Genomic DNA, 22735 nt, shown 5'->3' with positions numbered 1-22735 from the left:
CCTTTTGATGGGGTAATTTGTAATCAACCTAATTCATAATTAGTAATTATGAATTATTTCGTCATTATCTGATTACAGAGTGAAAGAAAAAAACGAGTGTTCATTTCACTCCTAATTAATAACGTTAAAGTCTTAGTCAATGCAATGAAAACAATCACTTCACTTTTTAGCGAAGAACGCAACCAACTCCAGATAGATATTGATAACACAATCGGGATTGAGCAAATAGTTAAACTAGTTCAAAACCGACTCGATAATCTCGAAAGAATTTACATTGAAAAGCTTAATTTGGCTCAAGTTCGTCTGGCTTCCTTTTTCCTGGATACGCTGCGGCAGTCCATCGCCACTCTGGCTGCGGCTAACTATCTTCAAGTTGCTCCAACAGAACAAAGGCAAATTACTAACTCAGGGACAAAGTTTTTTTCCAGTAGATTAATCCTAAAACTGCTAAAGGGACTAATTTATATAGGCATCTTAGGTTCGTTGTTCTCCTTGACTAAAGCTACCCCAGGTGCTTGGATGGCTATCTTACTAACTTTTCTACTTATAGGACTAGAAATTGTACTTCAACTCGAATTAAACAACCAGCAAAATAATTCTATATCTGAAGGAGTATTGGAATTACCTCAACCGATTCTCCGGGTTGATAGCAAAGTATTTCTAGATCATCTTGGGGATGCTCTCAACACTATCGACCTAGCAGTAGCTAGATTAGAAGAATCAAATAAACATGAAGGCGACTTAGCAATAGAAGAACTGCCAGAGGTATTGAATTTTCTCCAAAGACTAATGGGCGCATCCAAACTTGATAAACCCCAAATGGCTTATGAACTGGCGAAACTTCTGCCACAGATTTTAATGTCTCAGGGAATTAACGCTCAAATTTACCGATCGAATAGCGATCGCGAGTATTTTGACTTTGAGCCAAGTATCGACCCCGATACCAAAGAACACGTGACTCTAACGCCGGCTTTGTTAAAAGGCGATCGCTTGATTAGACGCGGTAGGGTAATTGAACCAGCATATTCCTCTGCTAGAGAATAATAGACAATAAGGGTATGGAAATTTTAGAAACAATCGGTTTTGATTTGGGACACGGTGAAACAGCTGTAGCTAAAGCGATCGTGGAAAGCATCGACCCTCCCCAAATGCTGGAGATAAATAACAAGAAGAACCAAATTACAGCCCTTGGCTGGCATCCCAAACTCGGTTATCTTGTCGGCGAACAAGCATTAATTCAAGCTGGCGTTACTCAACTGACAATCTCTTTCAAGCAAAAACCCAACAACGATCCCAAATATCGGGAAACAATTAGCACTTTTGTGGCAACCTACTACCGCCTTTTGAAAGAAACTAAACAACTTGCAGGTGGGGAAAGTAGCTATTTTTACATTGGTTGCCCTTCAGGATGGTCAGTTAGCGATCGCACCGAATACCAAAAGCTACTTCAAGAAGCTGGCATTCCCCAATTAAATGTTGTGCCTGAATCGCGGGCTGCTTTCATGCAAGCCAAGGAAGCCGGTAAGTTGGAGTATGACAAACTTCTGGCATCGGTGCTAATTGTCGATATTGGTTCTTCAACCACAGATTTTACTTTGGTTAAAAGTTTAGAAGAAATCCCGATAGATTTCGGGAGTAATACTTTAGGTGCATCCCTAATTGACAAAGCTATTTTTGCCCGGACTCTCGCCAACCACGAACAAAAAGCATTACTCGAAAAAGTATTTCAGGAATATCCCCATCACCAAGCTCGTTGTGAACTTGCTTGCCGCAAAGCTAAAGAAGATTACTTTTCAAATGAACAGCTATACAGCGATCCTGAATCCTTTGCGCGTGGCTTCGAGTCGATCAACGAACAGATTTATTTTATTCCCCAAGTGAATAAATTGATGATGGAGGAAATTTTAAATCAACCCTTACCTGAACTGGAAAATCGTAGTTGGATTAAATCATTTTGCAACTCTTTAAAAGAGGCGAAAGAAAAGCTGGAAAAACTTGGAATCGTGCCGAAACTTGTGCTGATGACTGGCGGTGCATCTCGCATGAAGTTCACACACGTTCTTTGTCAGGAAATGTTTCCCGAACCAGAAACGCTGCTTCGCCCCGATCCAGAACCGGAACGGTGCATTGCACTAGGTTTAGCACGAGTAGGACGATGGGATTTGCGTGCTGCTGCTTTTAAGCAAGAAGTCAACAAACTATTTACCTCGAACCAGCTTAAAGGTTTGATTGAAAGGCATATCCCAGAGTTAATCGAATCATTAACTAAGCCTTTGGCAGATGGCTTGATTGTCAACGCAGTTAAACCAAGTTTAAAAGATTGGCAAAAAAACAAAATACGGACTTTAGCAGATTTGGAAACAGCTTTGATCGGTCGGGCAGAACAGTGGCTCAAAAGCGATCGCGCCGTGCAGATAATTAATCATCAATGCGCTTCTTGGTTTAGCAATAAAATCCAACCCGATTTAGCCGCACAAACCGATCCAATCTGTCGAAAGTTCCAGATACCTAGAAGCAGCTTAAGGTTCCAAGATAGTATTGATCCAACTTTTGTTAACCCAGAATTACAAATTGGAGATGCTATTCTGGCTGAGACAGTAGCGTTTATCGTCAATGTAGTAATTGGTGGAGGCGCTGTGGCTAGCATTATCACTCTCATACTAACTGGACATTTAACCTGGCCGATTGCATTAGTATATGGGGCTTCGGTGATGGCGGCAGGAATGGAGCTAAATCGTAAGAGTGTTCAAGAAGTAATTAAGACAAATGTAGATGTACCTAGTTGGATTCGTTCTAGTTTTTTGAGTGACACAAAAATTGAGGATATATGTGAGCAAATAAAACCTGAGTTAGAGAAAGTTCTTCAAGAACAATTGACAGCCAATCAAGAGGCTTTTGATAAACTGATTGTCAAAGTTGAGCAAGGACTTCAAAACAGCCTTTCCAGTAAAGTTCAATCTTGCATAATTCTGATCCAATAGCAGTAGTTAGTGAGCCATAAGAATAACATTATTCTAAATTTTCTGCTTACCAGTGAATTAAATATGTAAGCCGATCAAAAGTCAATGATTAAAATCATAGTTTTCTTTTTCCTCATTGGGCTGATTATCGCTGGGATTTTACTCAATCCGATTCTCGTCAAAAGACGAAGAAACCGTATCAAACATCGTCCTTTTCCTCCCCTGTGGAATGCCATTATTGAAAATAATCTTCCCATTTATCTCTGTCTTTCTCCTGATGAAATCAGACGACTTCAGGGGCATATTCAAGTATTCTTAGCAGAAAAGCAATTTATTGGCTGTAGAGGATTACAGGTGACAGAGGAAATGAAATTGACTCTTGCTGCTGTTGCTTGTTTACTTCTATTAAATGAACGTGGGCAGTACTTCCCCAGACTTCGTTCAATTCTGGTATATCCCAACGCTTATTTTGTTCAGGAAAGGAATTCCGTCGGAAAATATGTTGTTGAGGAAAAGCGTGTAGCAAGACTAGGTGAATCGTGGACAAATGACCAAGTAGTAGTGTCTTGGGAACAGGTAAAACAAGACATTAATAACTGGAGAGATGGACGTAATGTTGTGCTTCATGAATTCGCCCATCAATTAGATCAAGAAGATGGTAAAGCTGAAGGAGTTCCAATACTGCAAAACAACTCAGATTATGCTATTTGGGCAAAGGTGATGACAGAAGCATATCAGCAACTTTGCAATGATGTTCTACAAGGTGCAAAGACGGTAATGGATAGCTATGGCGCAACAAATCCCGCAGAATTTTTTGCCGTAGCGACTGAGACATTCTTTGAGAAACCGCACCAATTGTTATCTAAGCATCCGGCACTTTATGAGCAACTACAACGTTACTATCAATTAGATCCTATGCAATGGGCGTGAAGTAAGTGGACAAGAATAAATCACATTATGTTAAGTTAATCAACCTTCCTTCAAAATGTTTTACGAATTACGAATTACGTTTGCGCAGCGTTAGAGGATGTTTGAAAAGTATTTTTCGTCACATTAAAGCCTCGGAAACCTAACCCTCCTAGCCCCCCTTCCCTACGAGGGAATGGGGGTTTCAAAGCCTCTCTCCGCTTCGGGGAGAGGTTTGGAGAGGGGTTTCTAGTATACTTTACGACTTTTCAAACATCCTCTTAGCGATGCAGGAGCGTCATTACGAATTACGAATTATTTTAACTAGGAGTTTTTCATCGCCAGAATCTTCAAAGCGACTGCTTCAGGTACGGGCATCACTGATAATCGATTTCCTTGTTTCACCAACATAAACTCTTCGGCACTAAACTTCTCTTTGAGTATTGATAGCAAGATGGGGTTAGAAAAAGCCTCAACAAATTCCACTACAACTGTTTGCCAGCGAGGTGATTCGGAACTTGATTTCGGGTCGTAGTATTGACTTTCTGGTTCAAACTGGGTCGGGTCAGCAATATCTTTTTTCACTACACGCATTAACCCAGCAATACCGGGAGGATTAGTGCCGGAATGATAAAAAAAAGCTAAGTCTCCTTCATCCATAAGGCGCAAAAAGTTGCGAGCTTGATAATTGCGAACACCGTCCCAGATAGTCTGTTTCTGCTGTGAAGATCAGCAATGCTATAGGCTTCTGGTTCTGATTTCATTAGCCAATAATTCATCTACAGAAATTATCTATATACAAAAGTATTTTAATTTTGAGCAGGTAAGTAAGTTCGTAGTAAGGACTTTAGTCCTTATTTTCTAAGCACTAAAGTGCTTACTACAAACCCTATTGCACTAGCTAAGACATTGTACTAGTGAATATTTGACTTAACTGCGGGAAGCTATGACAGCATAAAATGGATCTCCTCCAGCTGCACCCAACCACTGTAAGATATTCGGTAACGTTGATTTATGAGCTATAACTTCTGCGGTTGTAAATCCTGGAACTGATGCGAAGTAAGCTTTGACTAATTCTACTCGCTGTGCTTCTGAAGCCTCCCGCCAAGCTTGAATCGCCTTTTCAAAAAACATTCGGTTAGAAAAGCTGATAATTGCAACACCGCCGGGTTTCAAGATGCGATAAATCTCGGAAAATACTGCTTCTGGATATTGTATATATTGCACAGATACGCAATTGAGAACAGCATCAAAATCTTCGTCTGGTAAAGGTAGCTGGGGATTTTCGTTAAGATTTTGCACAAAGTAATGATTTAAGCGGGGATTTCGTGCTAATTCCTCAGCGTTGAGTCCGTGTCCTTCCACATGGTCAAACTGCATTTCTTCTGGTAGATGAGACACCCAACTGCTCATCATATCAAAAATGCGGGTGTTGGGTTTGAGGCGATCGCGGTATAAATCCGTTAGCTGTTGAATAAATCCTTCATCGACATGGGTGACGAAGCGAGGATAGGCGTAGAACAGTTTATCGTCTGTGTCATCTAATTTCAGGCGCTGATTCGGTCTTAACTGCATAAATCTCTGTTTTGGAGTACTGTTTCCGAAATTTGCGGCAATTTCAGATACTTTTTCACAAACACTATGTAACATATTTTAATAACAGCAGGATACCTAAATAGCAGCATTCAATTTTTATCAATTTAATGTTATATAATCTACACTTCTTGCAACATATTTGGCGACAAATCCGCCTAGTCGCATCATTACCCTATTTTAGTTTGTTAGTTTGGATACTGCCCTTATTACTATTTACTTCTGGACATAATAGCCTGATGGCACATGATGAAGCGCTTTACGCATCACGTGCCCGTCTGATGTTTGATTCTGGTAATTGGATAGCTCCTTGGGAAACAGCACATCATAAAACTCCTGGCCCTTATTGGTTAATTGCCAGTTTCTACAAGCTGTTTGGTATCAGTGATACTAGTGCGCGTCTTCCTAGTATGATTGCTGGCATTTTTAGCTTGTGGCTGGTGTATGAAATTGGCAAAATTATGCTAGGCAAAAAATTAGGTTGGCTAGCTGCTGCAATTTTAAGTGTAGAATTTCTCTGGCTGCAATACTCTCGCTTAAGTACACCTGATGTACCGATGGTTCTCTTGGTGCTTTTAGCTATTTTGTCTTTAATCAAAACGGAATTACATCCCAAATCTCGCTACTGGTGGAGTTTTCTAGCTGGTTTAAGTTTAGGTTTAGGCTTCTTAGTTAGAAGCTTTATGATTTTTTTGCCAATTATAGCTTTATTACCTTATTTAATTTGGGAAAATCGCCGTCATCGTCATCTTACTAACCCAATTTTATATTTAGGTTTTTTTGTAGGTTTAATACCTAGCTGTATTTGGCTGTGGTTAAGCTGGCTGCAATATGGAAATAATAGTTTTGAAGAGTTACTCAAGTTTGTTGTACAACTAAGTTCTGAAGAGCGGGAGTCTAATGGGCTACTATTCTATGTCTGGAATATTCCTGTAAAAGCATTTCCTTGGGCTTTTTTCGGGCTTTTAGGTTTATTTTTAACTCTCCGTCGTCCTATTCCTTGTTACCAGTTAATATTAGTTGGTTTTCCACTTGTTTTATTTGTAGAAATTAGTATTTTTAGCACTCGTCTATCTCACTATAGTCTTTGCCTTTATCCGTTCATCGCTTTGTTTGCATCTGTGGGTTTAAGTTGGTTAGGCAATATTTACCAGACAGGAATTCCCCCACACTTCCCTCTTCAAAAAGGTAAAGTAAATGCATTAAATCTTTTTGCAAAAAAGAATCTTCCCCGAAACCTCAGTTATGGCTTGGGTGGATTAGGTGTTTTACTTGTTATAGCGAGTATTGGCATTTTTAGCTGGGGTAGTTCTGATATCCGCAAGTATGCAAGTATTGGCTTGGCTATGGGCTTGGGTTGGTTAATTTTACCTATGGTGTGGATTGCTCGTTACCACTTTGACAAAAAGTTTCTCACAGCGCGTTATTGGATTGCAGGTTGGTTAATTCCCTGTTGGCTGGCTTTGGCAGCGATAGGTAGCATCGGTCTGTTAAGTGACTATAACTCTGGTTTAAAAACTTTTTTACAACAAAGTGCGATCGCTTCAATTCTCCAATCTCACCCTACGTACTATGTGGAGATGGACGCTAAAACAAAAGTATTGCTTAATTTCTATCTTCCTACTCGCCCTCAATCATTAGTCTCTATTTCCCAAGTACCAGCTTTGAGCTATGCTTGGATCTATGCTAACCAGTCCTCTCAATTATCTCGACCTCACCGCATTATCGGTACAGTCAATGAGTACCAGTTAATTCAAGTTCTTCCCTAAGACATTATATTCAAGTCTTTGCTACTGCTTTGATACATTCTGTTTTCAGAAGGACTAAATTATCAGTCTCAATAACTGCACAAGAGTTAATTAATGTTGCTAAAACAGGTAGAGCCTTCTGTAAATTTGCGTTCGCTTGTTGTGCCGCTGGCTGATATTGTTGTAGCCAAGTGTTTTTAGTTATATATTCTGGAAGGAATGCAGAACGTTCTAATAACCAAAAAGTTACGTGGTATTTTTGAATAAAGTCTTTAATCTGATTAATATCATCAGTATATTGGGCATTAATCAGGTCAATCATCCGCTGGCGAAATTGAGCGTAATATTTTGTATGGATCGGTAATGCATATTCTTTACCCACCAAAATTGTTCTTTGAGCAAAGATGGGTATATTATCTGCTTCTTGGGAAGTAGAGGCTATGACAATATTTTGTGGTTGCTTTTGCAAAAAATTATATAATGTTGGGGCTTGACCTGCTAAATAAGGGGTTTTGGGAAAAACTTTTAAGCTACTAGGGTAAAAAATGAGTCCTGCACCAAGGATCGTAATAGTCCCCAAGATTAAAATTTGTCTGCCATTTTGTCTCGACCATCGAAATGTAGCATCTAAAATTAAGGTAATAGAGATTGCTGCTGCAAGAGCAAATACTATCTTAAAAGTATGATGGGTGTAGCGGCTAGGCCAGTGCAGTTTAAAAGCTAAGGCATGGGCAGTAAAAAACATGATTAAACTAGCTATTACTACCTGTAGTAATAGTTTGACTTCATCCTTTACTTGTTTGGTTAGAAGAAAGTGAGATTTGAATTTCAGGATAATTGGTAATAATAAACCAAATAGTAGTTGAGGAGGTGCAATTAAAGCAAAAAAACCGCTATCTCTACCATCAAACCAATAACTAATAACATTATGAGTAAAATACCTGAATCTTCCTCCATCCCAGTACTCTGGCATAGTTCTCGCAACAGCAGCAGTAATTGTCGGTCCAAATTGTGATGATTGAATAGTATAAGGTAAAATTAGGATGCCAGCAGTTATAGTGGCTGCTACAAATAAAATAAAATCTTTTCGGTTATGAGAAATAGTTATCTGCCCATTCTGCCAGCGAAATAGTCTCAAAAGTAAAATTAATAAATTGATAAAACCTATGATAGGGTATATTAAACATTGAAGCGCAAATACAATTAATATACCAAATACTGAAGAGCGGATTAAATAATATATAAAAGCTAAAACCAGGGAATAAATAAAATCTCTAGGTGTAGCAGAAAATAGGTCATCATGAAGGCAAAGGCTTTGATTTAAAAGTAAAGAGGCGAGAAACCCCACCATTGGTACTGGTAATATCTCCATAGCAACTACAAAGCAATAGCTAGTTGTAATTACTCCCAGTACTAATGGAAAAATTTTGCCAAATAAAATTGGATCTATATTTAAAGCTGCAATTATTTTATAAACAATACCATACCCAATTGGTGTCACCGACTGAAAATAATCAGCAATTAAATCCCCAGGAAATAAATCTGGGTTAAAGTAACGATAGATCCAAGAAATATATTCCCGTGCATCGTCGCTCACTATATATTTGCTGGTGAAAGCTTGTCGCAGCCCCATCAAAATATAACCAATAGCAAAAGTTAGACTGAGACTGTACCAAAAAAGAACAGTCAATCTAGATTGATTTTGTTTGCTGTTTTGAGTAATAGGTGCTGTTAAAACTTTTTGTAATTGTGTTAGCATTGTACGCGTCTATGTCTGAATAAATTATGTTAATTAAGAAAATCAAAAGCTTTTTTCAATTTTTCTGATTGTACAATCTTCAAGTACTGAGCGGTCATTTATAAAGCCAATAATTCTAGTAACACTCTGTTTTTTACCCAGAACGAAAGGTCATGAAAGCCGAACTGCCTGGATTTAAAGAACAAGTAGCCTCTATTTCGCAAATACCAGTTTTAAGCTATGCTTGGATCTATGCTGACCAGTCCCCTAAATTACCTCGGTCTTACCGCATTCTTGGTACAGTAAAAGAGTACCAGTTGATTCAAGTTATTCCCTTAGATAGATGTAAAGTAACTATTGCTAAAAAAGATTAGTTTAGTTATGATAATACTACGCATACTAAGTATTTTGCTAAATGGTTTCTACATCTAATCACTCCCCAACCTTAGAGTCGTGGCAGCAAAATCTGGCACCATACAATTTGGGCTACAGAATCAAATTAGTCTCACAATTGCTGAGTCGTAAGTTTACTGAGAGGCTAGAACCCTTTGGACTGACGCCATTTCACTGGTTGGTGTTGTGCTGTCTTTGGCAAGAAGATGGTTTACCTACTTCTAGTATTGGAGATAAACTCAAACAAGTGGGAGGAACTTTAACAGGCGTACTAGATCGGATGGAAGAACGCGGTTTGGTGCGTCGAGAACGCGACACTCAAGATCGGCGCATTTGGCGAATCTGGCTCACGGATGCAGGTAAGGAACTAGAAGCTGTTTTACCGCCAATCGCCGCAGCCGTGCGTGATGAAGCAATGGATGGTATTTCCTTTGCCGATCGCGAACTGTTTTCCCAAATGTTGAATCGAGCGATCGCTAACCTGTCTTAAAGATGATTTTATAATCACCCGACCGGGGGAGGCAGTGTAAAGATTTGTTTTGAGATAATATTACGCATACTAAGGAAATAAGGATTTTTTTCAGACAATATTACGCATTCTAAATAAACGACTATTAATCAAATTATTGAACGAGCAAACGAGGTAAGAATCATGGGTGCTAATAGTTTGAACGGACGCAACGGACACAAGACTATAATTTTAGAAAAAGAAGTGGTTCCCGATTTAGAGACATTAGAAACTGTTACCGCAGAGACATCCGCAACAGCAGAAGCACCTGTTGTAATTCCTGAGACGGAGAAAGAAGTTCCAGCGAAACCGAAGCGGAAAAGACCGACTGGTTTAATTTTGGCAGGATTAGGCGTGGGTGCGATCGCCGCAGGTACTTTTGGTTTTCACTACTGGCAATACGCCTCTACCCACCAGGAAACAGATAACGCGACTGTTGTGGGAAATATTCACCAAGTTAGTAGTCGCATTCCCGGAACTGTAAGTGAAGTGCTGGTAAATGACAACCAACTGGTGCAACCGGGACAATTGTTGGTGAAGTTAGATCCACGAGACTATGAAAGCAAGGTGCAACAAGCACAAGCAGCCCTCGAAAATGCTCGTGGTCAAGCGCAAGCGGCTCAAGCAAATATTGCTTTAAGTTCACAAACCACCACTGGTAAGACAACTCAAGCACAAGGAGATGTCAGTGGTGCAGTAGCAGCAATTTCTACAGCCCAAGCAGCAGTACAAGAAGCCAAAGCTGGGATTCCCGCATCCCTTGCAGCAGTCCAAGAAGCCCAAGCCGGGATTCCCGCAGCCCAAGCGCAGGTAGCGCAAACAAACGCCAATTTGGAAAGAGCACAAGCAGATTACAATCGTTATAACGAATTGTATAAAACAGGTGCGATTCCTCGTCAGCAACTAGATACAGCCAAGGCTGCCTATGATGTAGCTACCGCACAGAAAAACGCCGCGATTCAGGGAGTGCAACAAGCTCAAGCCAAGTTAGCCTCCGCCAAAGTTGGTGTCGCCAAAGCCCAGTCTCAACTAGCACAAGCGCAAGAAAATGTTACCAACGCCCAAGCGAAATTGGCAGCATCTAAGGGAGGATTGCAACAAGCTACCGCAGGCGGACAAGATACCACAGTCAAACGCAGTCAATACGAAGCGGCAAAAGCAGCGATCGCACAATCAGAAGCATCGCTAAAAGACGCGCAATTACAACTATCCTATGTAAATGTTACTGCTCCTAGTGCTGGACGGGTAGGTAGGAAAAATGTGGAAGTTGGCAACCGCGTCGCAGTAGGAACACCATTAATGGCGATCGTGGATAACAGCTATTGGGTAGTTGCGAACTTCAAAGAAACTCAATTAGAAAAGATGCGCCCAGGAGAGCCTGTAGAGATCAAGCTGGATAGTTTCCCTCATCACAACTTTATTGGTCGTGTTGATAGTATCTCGCCAGCTTCTGGCGCTCAGTTTGCCTTATTGCCACCGGATAATGCTACAGGTAACTTTACCAAAGTCGTCCAACGCATTCCCGTTAAAATAGTTTTCGACCAAAAGAGCATTCAAGGATACGAATCGCGGATTACTCCTGGGATGTCTGCGGAAGTTGCGGTGGAAGTCAAGTAATATCATGTTCCCTAAGTTACCCATAATAAAAGAACCCCACCCCCAGCCCCTCCCCGCAAGCGGGGAGGGGAGACAAAGTGTAGCTTTGGCGGGGTGGGGTTCTTGGGGTTTAGTAAGTAATCAACCAGACATCATTAAATACGAAATGGCCTGTAAGCAAGATGAAAAACCTCTTTCTGCTTATGAGATTCTCCTACATCTAAAGAGAGGCGTATAGAGATCGGGTGAAATGATATCTATGAAAGCAGATTGGTATAAAGCAAGCCTGAGATGAAAAAACCGCTACTACCTGCATTAAGGTCAAGAAACTACCAACTGTTTTTTGCTGGGCAAGGTATTTCCCTAATTGGGACGTGGATGACGCAACTTGCCACAATTTGGCTAGTTTATGACTTGACAAAATCCCCATTCATGTTGGGAGTTGTGGGATTTTCTAGTCAAATTCCTAACTTTTTTTTAGCTCCCTTTGGTGGAGTATTTGTAGATCGCTTTTCTCGGTATCGTACTTTAATTGGTACGCAAGTCTTGGCGATGATTCAATCGTTGACATTAGCAGCGCTGGCGTTAACTGGAGTGATTGAGGTATGGCACATCATCGCCTTGAGTTTGTTTCAAGGATTTATTAACGCCTTAGATGCGCCAGCCCGTCAAGCTTTTGTGCCAGAATTAGTTGAACGCAGAGAAGATTTAGCCAATGCGATCGCGATTAATTCCACGATGTTCAACGGTGCTAGATTAATTGGCCCTGCGATCGGGGGTTTATTAATTGCTAGGGTTGGAACTGGCTATTGTTTTTTAATTGATGGTTTGAGCTACGTTGCTGTAATCGTTGGTTTATTGGCGATGAAAGTTAAACCTTGGAAAAATGCGGTAACTGACGGTAATCCCTTGCAAAAAGTCAAAGAGGGATTTGTATATGCCTTTAGCTTCCCACCCATTCGATCTATCTTGTTGCTATCAGCTTTGGTTAGCCTGATGGGACTGCAAAACACTATTCTCGTCCCCGTAATTGCTGAACAAGTTCTCAAAGGTGGTGCAGAAAGTTTGGGTTTTTTGATGGCGGCATCTGGAGTTGGAGCCTTAACTGGTGGTATTTATCTAGCTACGCGCCAAACAATCTTAGGAATTGGGAAATTGATTGCTCTAGCTCCAGCAATTTTAGGAACTGGTTTAATTGCCTTTTCTTTATCTAGATTTTTACCACTCTCTTTATTTACAATGTTATTTGTTGGTTTAGGAACAATTCTTCAGATTGCTGCTAGCAACACATTTTTACAAACCATTGTTGAAGACGATAAACGCGGACGATTGATGAGCTTATACACAATGTCATTCTTGGGAATGATTCCCGTGGGTAATTTATTAGGAGGTTTCCTAGCAAGTCGTATTGGCGCTCCCAACACTTTAATTATTGATGGGATAGCTTGTATTTTAGGGTCAATTATTTTTAGCAAACAGTTACCTGCTTTAAGGAAAATAATGCGTCCAATTTATGAGCAAAAGGGGATTATTAAAACTCAAGAAGTTTAAGATAAATAACTCAGTTAAATTTATATTTATTTTAATAGAGCTTTCTATAGCAATTATTTTTTAACTTTTAGCGTTGCTGATTCAAGCTCACGCAGAGGCAAAGGACATATTGATATAAGATTAAATCATAAATTTTTTTGCTACTTAACCTTAAAACTGGAATAAAGTTATGGCTAATACAGGTGTAATTCGTCAGCAAGGGCAAAATCCTGCTTTACCACCAGAGCGTGTACCGCTAAGAACCTGGATTGGTGTATTAGCCAGTATGCTTGGTGCATTTATGGCAGTATTGGATATTCAAATAACTAATGCTTCGCTGCAAGATATTCAAGCAAGTTTAGGAGCTACTCTCGAAGAAGGTTCTTGGATTTCTACCGCGTATCTTGTAGCAGAAATTGTGGTAATTCCTCTAACAGGATGGTTATCACGAGTATTTTCTCTGCAACGTTATTTATTAGTCAATACTGCACTCTTTATCTTCTTTTCTATATGCTGTGCTTGGTCATGGGATCTTAATTCCATGATTTTATTTCGCGCCTTGCAAGGTTTTAGCGGAGGAGTTTTAATTCCTACTGCTATGACAGTTGTCTTAACAACTTTACCCCAATCCAAACAATCAGTTGGACTGGCTGCATTTGGGTTTAGTGCAGTTTTTGCTCCCTCAATTGGCCCAACATTAGGAGGTTGGTTAACCGAAAATTTTGGTTGGGAATACAACTTTTATATAAATGTAATTCCAGGAGCATTAATGCTGGCTGGTGTTTGGTACGGAATTAAGCAAGAAAAACCCCAAATTAATTTACTCAAACAAGGTGACTGGTGGGGAATTATTGCGATGGCTATTGGCTTAGGTTCCCTACAAGTTGTTTTAGAAGAAGGTAGCCGCAAAGATTGGTTTGGTTCAGCGTTGATTGTGCGCTTAAGTATAATTGCAGGAATTTTCTTGGCGATATTTTTCTATATTGAATTAACTCGTAAGCAACCATTTATTAATTTGCGGCTTTTGTTTAGGCGCAACTTTGGTTTAGCTAGTATTGTCAATGTGTCGCTGGGGGTAGGATTGTATGGTTCAATTTATATTTTACCGTTGTATCTCGCCCAAATTCAAAAATACAATGCGCTGCAAATTGGTGAAGTGTTGATTTGGGCTGGTATTCCCCAACTATTTATTATTCCCCTCATACCCAAATTGATGCAACGCATTGATGTGCGCTTAATGGTGGCTGTTGGTGTCACTTTATTTTCCATCAGTGCATTTATGAACTCTGGAATGACTAATGAAACTGGATTAGATCAGTTACGGTGGTCGCAATTTGTGCGTGCAATGGGTCAACCTTTAATTATGGTGCCGCTAACTTCTATCGCCACTGGTGGATTAAGTCCAAAAGAAGCAGGTTCGGCAAGTGGTTTATTTAATATGATGCGGAATCTGGGCGGTTCTATCGGAATTGCTTCTTTAGCAACATTGTTAACTAATAGAGAGCAATTTCACTCTAATAGATTGGGCGATACAGTATCTTTATATAACTCAGAAACTCAACAGCGTATTGACCAAATGACGCAGTATTTCGTCAGTCGAGGAGCAGATTTAAGTACAGCCCAAAATCAAGCGATCGCATCTATATCCAACATCGTCCGCCGGGAAGCATTTGTAATGGCTTTTAATGATTGTTTCTACTTTATTGGGATTGCATTATTAGTCAGTGGAATTGCTATTTTATTTCTCAAAAAGGTGAAGCCAACTGGTGGCGCTGTCGCTCATTAAATTTGTTGTATGGGTTAAAATGTTTGATAAAACTACTAAGGTACTAAAATGGTCATTAGCCAAAGTGAGTACTATATCTCCCCAGAAGAGTATTTAGAAGGCGAGAAATTTAGTGAAATCAAACACGAGTATATTGATGGGCAAGTCTACGCAATGGCAGGAGCAAGCGATGCTCATGTAACTGTAGTAGGAAACTTATTTGTACTGTTGCGAAACCATCTCCGGGGTAGTGGTTGCCGTGTCTATATGTTAGACATGAAAGCACAAATCGAGGCCATAAATCGCTATTTTTATCCCGATGTAATGGTGAATTGTGATACACGAGATAAAGAATTTGAATATTTTAAGTGCTATCCTTCCTTAATTATCGAAGTGCTTTCTGAATCAACCGAAGGCTATGACAGAGGAAAGAAATTTGCTAGTTATCGACATTTAGAATCACTGCAAGAATATGTGCTAATTTCACCAGATAGAATGAGTGTCGAATGCTTCCGCCGCAATGACGAAGGGCATTGGGTACTTTACCCTTATGAAAAAGGGGAAGAAGTGCATTTGGCTAGCGTTGATTTTCGGTGTGTGATCGCAGAAATATATGAAGATGTAATATTGATAGATGAGAATATTTCCTAATCTAACATTTATGGCTCACTTCCTAAAGCATTGAGTTGTTCAGCAGAGAGCGATCGCAAAAATTTTTCACTTGTTTACTTCGACAAATGTGAAAGTAAAGTTTTAAGAACTTAAAATTAGGTAATAGTTCCCAAAAGACAAAGTTAGGCTGTTACGCATTTAAGTTACCACATCAACTGGTGAGGTTGTCCTAAGTCAATTGTCCTAAGTCCAATTGGTAAACACAAATGACAAATAACAAATACAACTCTTGGAGAGGCTGCACTTCTTTACGAGACGCTGCGCGTAGCTTGCTTCCCCGGAGGGGTACGACTACGCTTAGTGACCACGCCAACGACTACACTCAGTACAAGTGACAAGTGACTAATGACTAGTGACGGTCTACACGGAAAATAGTGCAATATGTAGGCGCGTTAGCTTATAAATCACTAATCAACCTCGCCTTGCGGAGGAAGAATTGCAGCACAGTTTCTTCACGGGAAATAATATCAACCCTACCCTCCATACCCAATTGAATATGACACTGGTTTTTCCCTTTACCTAAAACCAAAGTTTCCGGCTCAATTGTAACTTCATAAAAAGCACCAGGTGCAGTAGCTTTTGGACTAGTAGTCCCATTCATAGATGTATTTGTGCCATTCTTTTGAGGAGCGATCGCATCTGGAGAAATCGTTTGTACTTGACCATTGAGAGTACCATAATCTGGGTAAGGACAAGCGCTGACCCGCATTTGGACTTTTTGACCAATTTTTAACTTACTTTGATCTTCAGATGCCACGGCAGCTTTCAAAACTTGGGGTGCATCAGAGGGGACAATTTGCAAGACTTCCTCGCCAGCACGTACAGTTTGACCTGGGTTTCGCAGATTGAGTTGGGAAATGATACCATCGGCAGTAGCTGCGATCGCAGTTTGAGCTAAATTTATTTCTGCTTGTTTGAGTTCGCTAGTATCACGCTCTAACTGCTTTTCAATTTCAATCCGTTGCTTAATTAAGGCTTGGCGTTCTTTTTCTAAAGTTGCTTTGTTGCTTTCCCCCCCGGCTTTTTCTTGAGCAATTCGCTCAGTAGCAACAGTTACTGCTGCATTACTTGGATTTACGGCAACTTGGGCGCGTTGTCTTCTGGCAATCACAGCAGATACCGCTTGTTGTAACCGTTCAATTGTCTGTTTTTGCGCCTCTACTGCTGCAAGTTGTGCCTTTACCGCTTGCTCTTGCTGTCTGGCAGATAATTGTGCTTCTTCCAATTGATCCTGAGATAGCGCCCCTTGGTTGGCTACACTCTCATATCGCTTCTGTTTTGACTGGGCTACACCCAAAGCAGCTTCAGCAGCATGGAGATTTGCTTGTGTTGTTTTTAACTGTGCTTTCCCAGCCAGCAATTCTTTCTCGGCAATTTTGACGTTGGCATCAGCTTCTTGGAGTTCGGAAACAGTGGTAAGATTTTTATCTTGATATTCGCGACGGCGGCCGCTCAATTCGGCTTCGGCGCCAGTAATAATCCGGTTAAGGCGGTCAGTTTCGGCTTGAATCTGGCTATTAAGGGAACTAATCTGGGCATTGATTTGCACTAGTTGTAACTGAGATTGTTGAATACTAGTTTGCAATTGACTTTTTTTGGTTTGCAGACGGGAGTCATCGATAGTTGCGATCGCATCTCCTTTTTTGATAAGTTGATTTTCTTTGACATAAATGTGCATAACCTGACCTTCAGTCGCCGCTTGCACAATTCGCAATTCACCCGCCGGACGCACAACCGCCTGTGCTTGGACTGTAACCTTATACTTACAAATTGCAGCAAGCGGTACAGCTAATCCGAGAACGCAGAGAATAAACATTCCGCCCCATGTTGTCCAACGATTAATTGGTGGGAGGAATTCGTTTGTTTGAATTGGAGGGAGAAAATTAGTATTACTAACCATGAGTTCTTACGAATTACGAATTACGAATTAGGTTGCCGAGCGTACTCCTACGGAGAAGCTACGCGTAGCGTCTCGTAGGGAAGCGGAGGTACGAACTATCTTAATTAATAGTGGCAGTCTTGCCGTTATGATGAGCCGGGGAAGATATTAGCGCCAACCCATTTTGAGAAGGAAAAAGATCATCTAAGAAATCTAAATGTTCGCCAGGTAAAGAGCGCAATTCTTCTGGTGTACCTTGGATTTTTAAGCGTCCTTGTTCTAAAAATACAATTAAATCTGCTCTCTGTATCACCTTGGGACGGTGACTAATTAAAATAGTCGTTTGATTGTGACGATGGGATAAAAGTCTATCTAATACTTGTCTTTCGCTTACTGGGTCGAGTGCGCCCGTGGATTCATCTAAAATTAAGATTGGTGGCTGAGTAACTATGGCTCTGGCTATGGCTAATCTTTGGCGTTGTCCACCAGAAAGATTTGCCCCGAATTCTCCTAAAACAGTTTGATATTTATCAGGGAGTTTGCTAATAAATTCATCTGCACCTGCAATCTGACAAGCTTTGACAATTTCTTCAAAACTAATATGGGGATAGCTAAACTGGAAGTTATCAATAATCGAACGACTCCAAAAGTGGGGTTCTTGAGGAACTAATACCACCTGTTGGCGGAGACATTCTAAGGATAGGTCTTGTTGATTATAAAAACCATAACGAATATTGCCAGATTCGACTTTATATAAACCAGTCAGCAATTTTGCCAGGGTACTTTTACCACAGCCAGATTTGCCAATTAAAGCAATAACTTTACCGCCAGGAATAGTTAAGGAAAAATCTTGTAGGAGGTCAACTCTACCTGCGTGATGAAAGTTAAGTTCAGTGCAAGTAATATCTGCATGACCAGGAATTTGTGCCCAAGGCTTTTTAAAATCATTTTCGGACTCTGGGGTAGCGTCAATAACTTCTGTCATGCGTTGAAGGACTATCTGGGCTGTGATAAACTCATCTACTAAGCCGATGGCAGCACCTAAAAAGCCAAGAAAGTTGCCACTCATGCCGTTATATGCCATTAATTGACCAATTGTTAAGGTGCGATTAATGACTAAATAGCTACCCATCCAAAGGATGCCAATACTAATAAAGGTGGAAAGAATGCCAGTAATTGTACTGCTATACAGCCCCAGTTTCATCATACTCCAGCCCAGGTTGGCGAGGCGACCATAATTCCCTTGGTATTCTGACCAAGCTTGGGGAGTGGCTTGGGTAGTTTTTAATACTTGGATACCGCGAAATGTTTCTACCAAAAAGCCTTGGTTTTCTGTACCAGAAATAATCAGATTCCGGGTTTTCTGGCGCATCGCGGGTAAGAAAAGTAGGTTAACACCCGTGATAATCATAAATGCAACTATGGAAGCTAGAGTTAGTTCCCAACTGTAAAAGAGCATAAAACCCAAGGAAATTACAGCAATAAAGAATTGACTGGGTAATCCGAGGACAATTTGGGAAACTAAGTTATTGATGGCTTTGACATCGGCAATGCGGCTGACAACTTCCCCACTGCGTCGTCCTTCAAAGTAGGATAGGGGTAAATGTAAGAGTTTGCGTCCGTATTCTAGGATTAGCCCTAATTGTAATCTTTGACCGAAGTGACCAATCAGGTGAGATTGGACTAAACTAATGGCGCTTCTAATTAAGTTCATGGCGATAACGCCAATGGCCACAGTCGTTAGTAGTTGGGTATCACCTCGTACTAAGACATCATCGGTGAGGAGTTGCATCATGAAAGGAGATGCCAAAGAAAGTAGTCCAATGGCGATGTTAATGGCGATCGCTTGAGCGAGAATAGAACGATAAGGCCAAACCCGTTGCAGATATCTTCCCAGTCCGCCAATTTTATCTGATTCTTGTTGATAAAAACGACTGTCGTCTGGAGTCAGCAGCAGCATGACGCCATTACCCCAACCTGCCATTAACTCTTGACGGGTAAGGTAACGGATACCAACACCAGGGTCAGCAATGACGTATTTTTTGCCTTTTTGTCCGTATAATACGACCCAGTGGTAGCCTTTCCAGTGGATAATTGCTGGTAGGGGAGCTTGATCTAGTTGGTCAAGTAATTGGGGACTAGCCTTAACTTGGCGGGCGTTGAATCCTAGTACTTCTGCACCCCGCTTCAATCCCAGCAAGGATGTTCCTCTAGAACCAGTACCTACGGCTTCTCGGATGCGGTTGAGGGTAAATGTGCGTCCGTGGTGTTTGGCGATGGTTGCAAGACTCGCAGCCCCGCAGTCTTCTTCGCTGTGTTGAAGGACTATTTGGTATTTCATTTTCTGCTGCAATTATGGGGAAGAATACAGTCGAGTCATTTGACCCGATTTAATTGATATCATGTCCGTATAATTAGTTATGATTTCCACAGTCATTGCACCCCACCCCCAGCCCCTCCCCGCAGGCGGGGAGGGGAGACAAAGCATAGCTTTGGCGGGGTGGGGTTCTTCGGGTTTAATAAGCAATCAAGCGGACATGATATGAGTTGTTAACTCTTCGATTTGAACTGAGACAGGACAATGTAAACTCAAAGATTCAAATCAGTAATCAGCCAGTAAATCTTCTTTACACCTTTTTTCTGATACTTAATTAAGTAAACTTTTCTGTTATTGACTCTTTACGATGACTTTTAGTGTTTATGCACTGAAGAAGCGAAAATCTGGGAAAAAATCTGTAAAATCCTTATGCAGAAGATATCGGGGCAAAAAGCTTCCTAAGAAACAACCAAGCCAAGAAACACTAGAAGCGATCGCTCAAAAAATCAAAACTTTCTTGCAAACAGGACATTTTGTCATGTTCCCTTGATTACTTATTAAACCCGAAGAACCCCACCCCGCCAAAGCTACGCTTCGTCTTCCCTGCCCGCAAGCCTACGGTGTACACACAAGTCTTTTAACATTGCCCCACAAGCTTTTGATCCCCCCAACCCCCCTTAAAAATCAGAATTGTTGCATAGCCTTTAGCTAGCTTCTTGCGTAAATCTCCTATACACCTTCTCTAGTATCCAGTCCTTCACGGCTCCACCAAATTCTTTGTCAATCTATAATTTTCGCAAAGATATCTAAGTAGCAGGGAATGCGATCGCACTCTATTTCACTTTACCTGTAGCCACTAGCATGGAGCGATCGCTTAAATCAGCCCTCAAGCCATTTTCTAGGCAACATCAAGCTACCACAGCCACAAACAGTAAATATACTGGCGTTGCATAATAAAGGGATGAATTAAGGTATTATACTGTGCATTGTCCATACTGTGAGTCTACTGAGATTAGACAAAATGGTAAAAGAAGAGGTAAACAAAACCACATTTGCGTCAATTGTGGTCGTCAATTTATCGATGTTTACAGTCCAGCAAGAGGGTACTCAGATGAAATCAAGCAAGAATGTTTAAGATCAGACGTCTCTTGTTTTGGGATTGCGAGCAATTGAGCGTGATAAAGTCCTGTCACCATACAACCGTAATTTATTGGTTAAAACAAATGGGAGAAAAACTCCCCGATGCACCGCCAAGCGAAGACATACCAGAAGTTGGAGAATTAGATGAGTTAGAAACCACTCAACCTGAGCCTACAGTTACTAAAGCTGATTTAAATGATGCCTTAAAGCCAAGAGTTGCGGGTTTTTGGCAGGGAAAAGTTAAGATTGCTGATGATTTTGATGAGACTCCAGAAGAAGTAATTGCAGCATTTTATGGGGATGAGTAGTGAGCTTTTTATTAGATACTCATATTTTGTTGTGGTTTTTAGAAAATGATTCTAAATTGTCAGATCGGTTACGAGAGGTAATTATTAATCCTGAAAATTTAATTTTCGTCAGTGCGATTAGTGCTTGGGAAATTTCAATTAAACAGTCTTTAGGAAAGTTAATTGCTCCTGGTAATTTGGAGGAGGCTTTGCGCTTCAGTCGGTTTGAGGTTTTATCTATGACATTGGCACATGGAATAAAGGTTGCTGATTCGCCTCTACACCATAAATGTGATGGGGCCACAACATCCCCATAAAAATAAGGAAAGCGAAACCCAAGCCCGCACCAGAGCCGAAGAAATACTAAACCAAAAGGGAGCCAGTCCTCGGTACTGCAAAAATATGTTGCTGTTCCTGGCACCAGACAAGGCAAAACTGGAGCTATTAGAACAATCTGTTTGCCAGTACCTCGCCTGGAATTCGATTATTCAAGATAAAGTAGCCTTAAACTTAGATGTTTTTCAAAGCAATCAGGCGACGACTAAACAACAGCAAACCGACAAAGATGTAAAAAGTTTAATTCAGGAAGCTTACATCTGGCTGTTAGTACCGATGCAACCCGACCCCCAAGGAGAGATAGAATGGCAAGAAATTCGATTGCAAAAGCAAGACTCTCCTATTTTGCAAGCAAGTCGCAAAGCAGTTCATGAAGAACATTTGATTGCTAACTATGCCGCCAGCCGCCTGCGCCTGGAAGCTCTCGACCCTTATCTCTGGCGCGATGTAAACCACCTCGACCTTAAAAAGTTGTGGGAGTACTTAGCGTACTACCTTTACCTGCCACGCATCAAAAATCAACAAGTGCTATTACAAGCGATCGCAGAAGGAGTTGCAGCATTACTGTGGAATGAAAACTTTGCTTATGCCACAGGCTGGGATGAATCCAAAGGACGTTATCTTGGTTTGAAAGCAGCTGAACACATTACGTAACCCTTAGCAGTCAAAATCTGATAGTTAAGCCAGAAGTAGCACAACGCCAGTTTGAGGCAGATGCTGCTGCTAAACCTGTAACTCCACCAGTATTTAAAGAAAAAACAGGAAGCTATAAGACAATACGGTTCAGTTAAAGCTTAACTCTTTATCAAAATCATTTTTTTAACGAACCGCTAAAGATGCAAAGAAAAGAAGCAAGAAGTGCTTAACTGAACTGTATTGAGCTATAAGACTGACAAGGCAAAAACTATTGACACTGTAGTAACAGCAGATGGCTCCTCTGATAGCCAAGTGACTGTTATAGTTCCACCAAAACGTTTCTACGGTTCAGTCAAATTGGACGCATTGCGGCTACGACGTGACGTTGGACAGATAGCAGACGAGGTTGTTCAACACCTCAGTAGTTTAGTAGATGCTGAAGTAGAAATTACCTTGGAACTTCATGTCACTGTCCCTGAAGGACTGTCAGAGAACGTGATTCGCACAGTCAGCGAGAATTGTCGGGTTCTCAAATTTAGTAATCAGGGATTTGAACAAGAATGAAGTTGAGATACATAAACTCGCCCTCCGTCCAAAGATTGCGATCGCATTTGGATAGTTTTACCCTTTACTGCAAATTCAACCAATAATTACTTAAGTACTAATAAGTATATTATATCCCTCTTCTGTCACTTTCCGAGATAAGCAAGTAGTAAATAACTGAAATTATC

18 protein-coding genes and 2 pseudogenes are annotated in these 22735 nt (G+C 40.8%); 15 read left to right on the top strand and 5 right to left on the bottom strand.

Features of this window, described 5'->3' with window-relative positions; genetic code table 11:
- The first annotated feature begins 144 nt into the window (after positions 1–144).
- The 3 genes from RMY27_RS24475 to RMY27_RS24465 all read left to right on the top strand — a co-directional run bounded on the left by RMY27_RS24475 (position 145) and on the right by RMY27_RS24465 (position 3890).
- Entirely contained in the window at positions 145–1044 is a 900-nt protein-coding gene (locus tag RMY27_RS24475; protein ID WP_322667478.1) for a hypothetical protein, read from the top strand.
- A gap of 14 nt (positions 1045–1058) precedes the next feature.
- Positions 1059–2981, top strand: a complete 1923-nt coding sequence (locus tag RMY27_RS24470; protein ID WP_322667477.1) for an Hsp70 family protein — start codon at positions 1059–1061, stop codon at positions 2979–2981.
- Between the two features lie 84 nt (positions 2982–3065).
- On the top strand, positions 3066–3890 hold the full coding sequence (locus RMY27_RS24465) for a M90 family metallopeptidase (RefSeq protein ID WP_322667476.1): 825 nt from the start codon (positions 3066–3068) through the stop codon (positions 3888–3890).
- A gap of 300 nt (positions 3891–4190) precedes the next feature.
- Here the strand turns inward: RMY27_RS24465 and RMY27_RS24460 are convergent.
- Positions 4191–4645: pseudogene (locus RMY27_RS24460) on the bottom strand (EVE domain-containing protein).
- 151 nt (positions 4646–4796) lie between these two features.
- The gene (locus RMY27_RS24455) at positions 4797–5441 is read right to left on the bottom strand and encodes a class I SAM-dependent methyltransferase (RefSeq protein WP_322667475.1); all 645 of its coding nucleotides are present in this window, start codon (positions 5439–5441) and stop codon (positions 4797–4799) included.
- Positions 5442–5569: 128 nt separating this feature from the next.
- On the opposite strand from RMY27_RS24455, the gene RMY27_RS24450 reads away from it, so the two are divergent.
- A complete protein-coding gene (locus RMY27_RS24450; protein ID WP_322667474.1) occupies positions 5570–7228 on the top strand; it encodes an ArnT family glycosyltransferase in 1659 nt (552 codons plus the stop codon).
- 10 nt (positions 7229–7238) lie between these two features.
- Here RMY27_RS24450 and RMY27_RS24445 read toward each other — a convergent pair whose 3' ends face one another.
- Complete coding sequence (locus tag RMY27_RS24445; RefSeq protein ID WP_322667473.1) at positions 7239–8966, bottom strand: hypothetical protein; 1728 nt, start codon at positions 8964–8966, stop codon at positions 7239–7241.
- Between the two features lie 152 nt (positions 8967–9118).
- Between RMY27_RS24445 and RMY27_RS24440 the strand changes: the two genes are divergently transcribed.
- The 6 genes from RMY27_RS24440 to RMY27_RS24415 all read left to right on the top strand — a co-directional run bounded on the left by RMY27_RS24440 (position 9119) and on the right by RMY27_RS24415 (position 15388).
- A complete protein-coding gene (locus RMY27_RS24440) occupies positions 9119–9319 on the top strand; it encodes a hypothetical protein (protein WP_322667472.1) in 201 nt (66 codons plus the stop codon).
- Positions 9320–9360: 41 nt separating this feature from the next.
- Positions 9361–9828, top strand: a complete 468-nt coding sequence (locus RMY27_RS24435; RefSeq protein WP_322667471.1) for a MarR family transcriptional regulator — start codon at positions 9361–9363, stop codon at positions 9826–9828.
- Between the two features lie 162 nt (positions 9829–9990).
- Complete coding sequence (locus RMY27_RS24430; protein ID WP_322667470.1) at positions 9991–11463, top strand: HlyD family secretion protein; 1473 nt, start codon at positions 9991–9993, stop codon at positions 11461–11463.
- 270 nt (positions 11464–11733) lie between these two features.
- On the top strand, positions 11734–12993 hold the full coding sequence (locus RMY27_RS24425; RefSeq protein ID WP_322667469.1) for an MFS transporter: 1260 nt from the start codon (positions 11734–11736) through the stop codon (positions 12991–12993).
- 169 nt (positions 12994–13162) lie between these two features.
- A complete protein-coding gene (locus RMY27_RS24420) occupies positions 13163–14758 on the top strand; it encodes a DHA2 family efflux MFS transporter permease subunit (protein ID WP_322667468.1) in 1596 nt (531 codons plus the stop codon).
- 48 nt (positions 14759–14806) lie between these two features.
- Entirely contained in the window at positions 14807–15388 is a 582-nt protein-coding gene (locus RMY27_RS24415) for a Uma2 family endonuclease (RefSeq protein ID WP_322667467.1), read from the top strand.
- 418 nt (positions 15389–15806) lie between these two features.
- Here RMY27_RS24415 and RMY27_RS24410 read toward each other — a convergent pair whose 3' ends face one another.
- Positions 15807–17309, bottom strand: a complete 1503-nt coding sequence (locus RMY27_RS24410) for an HlyD family efflux transporter periplasmic adaptor subunit (RefSeq protein ID WP_322667466.1) — start codon at positions 17307–17309, stop codon at positions 15807–15809.
- 100 nt (positions 17310–17409) lie between these two features.
- Positions 17410–19629: a peptidase domain-containing ABC transporter gene (locus tag RMY27_RS24405; protein WP_322667465.1), complete on the bottom strand. Its 2220-nt coding sequence runs from the start codon at positions 19627–19629 to the stop codon at positions 17410–17412.
- 343 nt (positions 19630–19972) lie between these two features.
- Between RMY27_RS24405 and RMY27_RS24400 the strand changes: the two genes are divergently transcribed.
- The 5 genes and pseudogenes from RMY27_RS24400 (at position 19973) to RMY27_RS24380 (ending at position 22568) form a co-directional block, all read left to right on the top strand.
- The gene (locus RMY27_RS24400) at positions 19973–20155 is read left to right on the top strand and encodes a hypothetical protein (RefSeq protein ID WP_322667464.1); all 183 of its coding nucleotides are present in this window, start codon (positions 19973–19975) and stop codon (positions 20153–20155) included.
- 431 nt (positions 20156–20586) lie between these two features.
- A pseudogene (locus tag RMY27_RS24395) lies at positions 20587–20903 on the top strand (transposase-like zinc-binding domain-containing protein); the annotation flags it as partial.
- 149 nt (positions 20904–21052) lie between these two features.
- Complete coding sequence (locus RMY27_RS24390; protein ID WP_322667463.1) at positions 21053–21349, top strand: type II toxin-antitoxin system VapC family toxin; 297 nt, start codon at positions 21053–21055, stop codon at positions 21347–21349.
- Positions 21324–22022 carry a hypothetical protein gene (locus RMY27_RS24385; protein ID WP_322667462.1) on the top strand — a complete coding sequence of 233 codons (699 nt, stop codon included), beginning with the start codon at positions 21324–21326 and terminating at the stop codon, positions 22020–22022. Before RMY27_RS24390 ends, RMY27_RS24385 begins: the two co-directional genes overlap by 26 nt.
- A gap of 222 nt (positions 22023–22244) precedes the next feature.
- Positions 22245–22568 carry a hypothetical protein gene (locus RMY27_RS24380; protein ID WP_322667461.1) on the top strand — a complete coding sequence of 108 codons (324 nt, stop codon included), beginning with the start codon at positions 22245–22247 and terminating at the stop codon, positions 22566–22568.
- The last annotated feature ends 167 nt before the right edge of the window (positions 22569–22735 follow it).

The organism is Nostoc sp. DedQUE09, from assembly GCF_034530915.1.
Taxonomy (GTDB): domain Bacteria; phylum Cyanobacteriota; class Cyanobacteriia; order Cyanobacteriales; family Nostocaceae; genus Nostoc.
This window is presented reverse-complemented; position numbering and strand designations above follow the sequence as displayed.